The organism is Actinophytocola sp., from assembly GCF_050699915.1.
Classification (GTDB): Bacteria; Actinomycetota; Actinomycetes; order Mycobacteriales; family Pseudonocardiaceae; genus Actinophytocola.
Map to the genome: position 1 here is coordinate 1 of NZ_JBOHGA010000341.1, position 4,622 is coordinate 4,622.

The window sequence follows — 4,622 nt, forward strand, 5'->3', positions numbered from 1 at the left end:
GCTTCACCTCGTACAACGAGGTTCAGCCGGCCACCCGCGTCTCCGTCACCGTCCTGAGCAACCTCGACACCGTCAACGCGACCCGGATCGGCCGCGGCCTCGCGGCGATGGCCGCCGAGTGATCACCACTGGTGCGCCACGTCGACCACGAGCCGGCCCGGCAGCGTGAACACCCGGAACGGCAGCCGGGCCCGCACGCCCAGCCCGACCGTCGTCCTGGCCTCGAACGAGCCCGCCCAGGCGACCTGGCGGAACGTCCGGTAGCCGGACACGTTCACGAGCTCGGCCCGGTTCGCGTACCGGTAGGTCGGCCGGCCCGCGTCGTCGTACGCCGGTGCCTGCAGCGAGATCGACAGCTTGGCCCCGCCCCGCACCGGAACCACGTGTCCGGACCCGTCCTCGGTCACCGCGGTCACGTATTGCACCCAATATCCGGTGACATTCTGCCCGCGAACGTCGAGCACGAGGCGGTCGTAGCAGTCGTGCCGCCCGGCGCGAATGTTGGTCAATTCCGGTGCCGTCACCGGATTGGCCGTCTTCGCCAGGGATCCCCACGTGATCCCGCAGTACGGCGCGAGCGCCGCGGCCGGCGCGTTCGCCGAGGTCTTCGACGCCGCAGAGGCCACTGGAACCGCCACCAACCCGGCCGCCACAATCAGCGCGGCAGCGAACAATCCCGTTCTTCGTAACATTTTCACCGACTCCCCTCGAATTAATACCGCACATTTTGCGGATATCTGCACGAAGAGACGCGCGGCGAACCCTGGCGTTGTTTTTCTCAGACGAGGAAAGTGAACAAGGGGCTGTCCGGCGGCACCCGCTCAATGCGGTGCGGTGCCGTTTCCATGCGCTTGAGCATCGGCTCCAGGTTCTCCGGGGTGCCCAGCTCGATGCCGACCAGCGCCGGGCCGGTCTCGCGGTTGTTGCGCTTGACGTACTCGAACAGCGTGATGTCGTCGTCCGGGCCGAGGATGTCGTCCAGGAAGCGGCGCAGCGCGCCCGGCTCCTGCGGGAACTCCACCAGGAAGTAGTGCTTGCGGCCCTCGAAGACCAGCGCCCGCTCGACGATCTCCGCGTACCGGCTCACGTCGTTGTTGCCGCCGGACAGGACGCACACGACGGTCGCGCCGGGCGGCAGCGACAGGTCCCGCAGCGCGGCCGACGCCAGTGCGCCCGCCGGCTCGGAGATGATCCCGTCGGCCTGGTACATGTCCAGCATCTCCACGCAGATCCGGCCCTCCGGCACGGCGACGAGATCGGGCCGGTGCTCGGCGACGACCGCGAACGTGTGCCGGCCGACCTGGCGCACCGCGGCACCGTCGACGAACGGGTCGACGTGCGCCAGCGGGGCGGGCCGCCCCTCGGCGAGCGCGAACGCCATGCTCGCCGCGCCCGCCGGCTCGGCGCCCACGACTCGCACGGCCGGGTGGGTCTGGGACAGCCAGGTCAGGGTGCCGGCGAGCAGGCCACCGCCGCCGACCGGCACGACGACGGCGTCCGGCACGCGGCCCAGCTGCTGGACGACCTCGCGGATCACCGTGCCCTGCCCGGCGATCGTGCGCGGGTCGTCGAAGGCCGGGATCAGCGTCATGCCGTGCTCGGCGGCGTAGGCGTGCGCGACCGCGGCCGCGTCGTCGTAGGTGTCGCCCTCGACCACGACCTGGACGGTCCGCCCGCCGAGGTCGGCCACCCGGTCGCGCTTCTGCCGCGGCGTCGTGCGCGGCAGGTACACCCGCGACCGCACGCCGAGCGCGGCACACGCGAACGCGACGCCCTGGCCGTGGTTGCCGGCGCTCGCGCACACCACGCCGGCGGTGCGCTGCGCGTCGGACAGCCCGCTCACGAAGTTGAGCGCGCCGCGGCCCTTGTAGGAGCGGACGGTGTTGAGGTCCTCGCGCTTGAGCCACACGTCGAGGTCGTGGCGGGCGGAGAGGCGCTCGTTGCGCTGTAGCGGGCTCGGCGGGATCACGCCCACGAACCGCTCGGCCGCCGCCGCCACATCAGCCGCGCTCACCATGACCCACGCACCCACTTCTCGCACTCGAAGATCCCGTGACCCTACCGGCGGGATGAGCCGGCCCGGCCCGGGCGTTGCACCGGGTGTGCGGGAGACGGACGTCGTGGTGATCGGGGCCGGGCAGGCCGGGCTGTCCAGCGCGTACTTCCTGCGGCGGGCCGGGTTCGACTTCGCGGTGCTGGACGCGAACCCGGCGCCGGGCGGGGCGTGGCAGCACCGGTGGCCGACCCTGCGGATGGCGACCGTGCACGGGATCTTCGACCTGCCGGGCATGCCCTTCGACCCGCCGGACCCGACCTCGCCGGCCGCGGTCGCGGTGCCCTCGTACTTCGCGGCCTACGAGCGGGAGTTCGACCTGCCCGTCGTGCGGCCGGTGACCGTCTCGGCCGTGCGCCCGGGGCCGTCGGACCGGCTGCTCGTCGAAGCCGACTCGACCTGGGCCGCCCGCGCGGTGATCAACGCGACCGGCACGTGGACCCGGCCGTTCTGGCCGCGCTACCCCGGTCAGGAGCGCTTTCGTGGCCGCCAGCTGCACACGGCGGACTACCGCGGCCCGGCCTCGCTGGCCGGCCGGCGGGTGATCGTGGTCGGCGGCGGCACGTCGGCGGTGCAGCTGCTGCTGGAGCTGGCGCCGGTGGCGGAGACGACGTGGGTGACCCGCCGACCGCCGGAGTTCTTCGCCGGCCCGTTCACGTCCGACTACGGTCGCAAGGTCATCGCCCGGGTCGACTCGCGCGTGCGGGCCGGGTTGCCGCCGCAGAGCGTGGTGCGGGCGACCGGTCTGGCACTGACCCCCGAGGTGGTCGCCGCCCGGGCCCGCGGCGTCCTCGACCGCCGCCCGATGTTCGCCCGCCTGACCCCGACGGGCGCCTCGTGGGCGGACGGCAGCACGGTCGAGGCGGACGTGATCCTGTGGTGCACCGGCTGGCGCCCGGCGCTCGACCACCTGGCCCCACTGCACCTGCGCACCCCGGCGGGCGGCATCGTCATGGACGGCACGAGGGTGGTCGCCGAGCCGAGGCTGCACCTGGTGGGCTACGGCCCCTCGGCGAGCACAGTGGGCGCGAACAGAGCCGGCCGAGCCGCGATCCGCGAGCTCCGCACGCTGCTGGCACCGGCCGCTGCCTGACCCCGACCCCGCGCCGCCGACTGACCTGTCCACAGGCAAGATCGACACCGCCGAAACCGTCGGTCCCACCGCATAGACTGGAAAGCGGGGCCCCCGCGACTCCGGGAGTTGTCCACAGGCGCCTGGAGCGCCACGACGGTCGGCACACTGGGGCCGTGACCACCACCCGGCCGTTGTGGCGCAACCGGGACTTCATGCTGCTCTGGAGCGGGCAGGTCGTCTCCACCGTCGGCATGCGGATCTCCTCGCTCGCCTACCCGCTGCTCGTCCTCGCGGAGACCGGGTCCGCGTTGCAGGCCGGGGTCGTCGGGTTCGCGCAGACCTTGCCCTTCCTCCTCCTCTACCTCCCCGCGGGCGCGCTCGTGGACCGGCTGGATCGCCGGCGCGTCATGCTCGCGGCGGACGGGGTGCGGGTCGCAGTGCTCGCCAGTGTCGTGGCCGCGTTGTCGTGGGGCGAGGCGACCTTGACCCACCTCGTGCTCGCCGTGTTCCTCGACGGGGCCTGCTTCGTCTTCTTCCAGCTCGCCGAGTCCGCCGCCCTGCCGCACCTCGTGCACCGCGCCCAGCTGCCGACCGCCCTCGCGCAGAACCAGGCCCGCGAGAACGGCGCGGAGCTCGCCGGCCAACCCCTCGGCGGCGTCCTGTTCGCGATCGGCCACGCCGTGCCGTTCGCGGTGAACGCGGCGTCCTTCGCGGTCTCCCTGCTGAGCCTGCTGTTCATCAGGCCCCGGCTGCAGGGGCCGCGCGAACGGATCAACAACACGCTGCTCGCCGACATCGCCGAGGGGCTCACCTGGTTGTGGCGCCAGCGTTTCCTGCGCGCGATCGTCGTGCTCATCGGGGCTACCAACATCGTCCTCAACGCGCTGCCGCTGGTGCTCATCGTGCGCGCGCAGGGCATGGGCGCCTCCCCCGCGCTGATCGGCGTGCTGCTCTCCTTCTCCGGCCTCGCCGCCATCCTCGGGGCGTTCGCGGCCCCGTGGCTGCACCGCCGACTGCCCGGCCGCGTCGTGATCATCGGTTCGCTCTGGGTGTGGGCGGCCGGCACCGCGGTGCTGGTCGCGATGCCCACCCCGCTCGCACTCGGCGCGGCGGCCGGCGCCGGCGCGGCCATCGGTCCGGCGTTCAACGTCGTCGTCAACGCCTACCGCTACGCCCTCGCCCCCGATCACCTGCAAGCCAGGACGCAGAGCGCCGGACGGATGATCGCGTGGGGCACGATCCCGCTCGCGCCGCTGGTCGCCGGCGTCCTGCTGGCTGCGATCGGCTCGACCGGCACGCTGCTGGTCCTGGCCGCCTTCATGGGCGCGGTGGCCCTCGTCGCGAGCCTGCTCGACCTCAGCTGGCCGCGTACCGAATGAGGCGGGGCCGCACCCCGCGAAAGGTGCGGCCCCGCGATCAGATCACCGGAAGGTCGACCAGCGCTGCGCCGCCGGCTCACCGGCGACCGCCGGTGCGGCGGTCGCGGCCACCCGC

The 4,622-nt window shown here is 73.1% G+C and carries 5 protein-coding genes; 3 read left to right on the forward strand and 2 right to left on the reverse strand.

Going from position 1 to position 4,622, the window contains the following annotated elements:
- Positions 1-122 precede the first annotated feature (122 nt).
- Positions 123-509 carry an AMIN-like domain-containing (lipo)protein gene (locus ACRDSK_RS31985; protein ID WP_431445138.1) on the reverse strand — a complete coding sequence of 129 codons (387 nt, stop codon included), beginning with the start codon at positions 507-509 and terminating at the stop codon, positions 123-125.
- A 46-nt stretch (positions 510-555) separates the two neighbouring features.
- On the opposite strand from ACRDSK_RS31985, the gene ACRDSK_RS31990 reads away from it, so the two are divergent.
- Entirely contained in the window at positions 556-795 is a 240-nt protein-coding gene (locus ACRDSK_RS31990) for a hypothetical protein (RefSeq protein WP_431445139.1), read from the forward strand.
- Here the strand turns inward: ACRDSK_RS31990 and ilvA are convergent.
- Positions 779-2,017, reverse strand: a complete 1,239-nt coding sequence (gene ilvA / locus ACRDSK_RS31995; protein ID WP_431445143.1) for a threonine ammonia-lyase IlvA — start codon at positions 2,015-2,017, stop codon at positions 779-781. The genes ACRDSK_RS31990 and ilvA overlap by 17 nt on opposite strands.
- A 52-nt stretch (positions 2,018-2,069) precedes the next feature.
- Between ilvA and ACRDSK_RS32000 the strand changes: the two genes are divergently transcribed.
- Together ACRDSK_RS32000 and ACRDSK_RS32005 are read left to right on the forward strand one after the other, a co-directional pair.
- Positions 2,070-3,146, forward strand: coding sequence for an FAD-dependent oxidoreductase (locus tag ACRDSK_RS32000; protein ID WP_431445141.1), 1,077 nt, complete (start codon positions 2,070-2,072; stop codon positions 3,144-3,146).
- 155 nt (positions 3,147-3,301) lie between these two features.
- Positions 3,302-4,507 carry an MFS transporter gene (locus ACRDSK_RS32005; RefSeq protein ID WP_431445142.1) on the forward strand — a complete coding sequence of 402 codons (1,206 nt, stop codon included), beginning with the start codon at positions 3,302-3,304 and terminating at the stop codon, positions 4,505-4,507.
- Positions 4,508-4,622 lie beyond the last annotated feature (115 nt).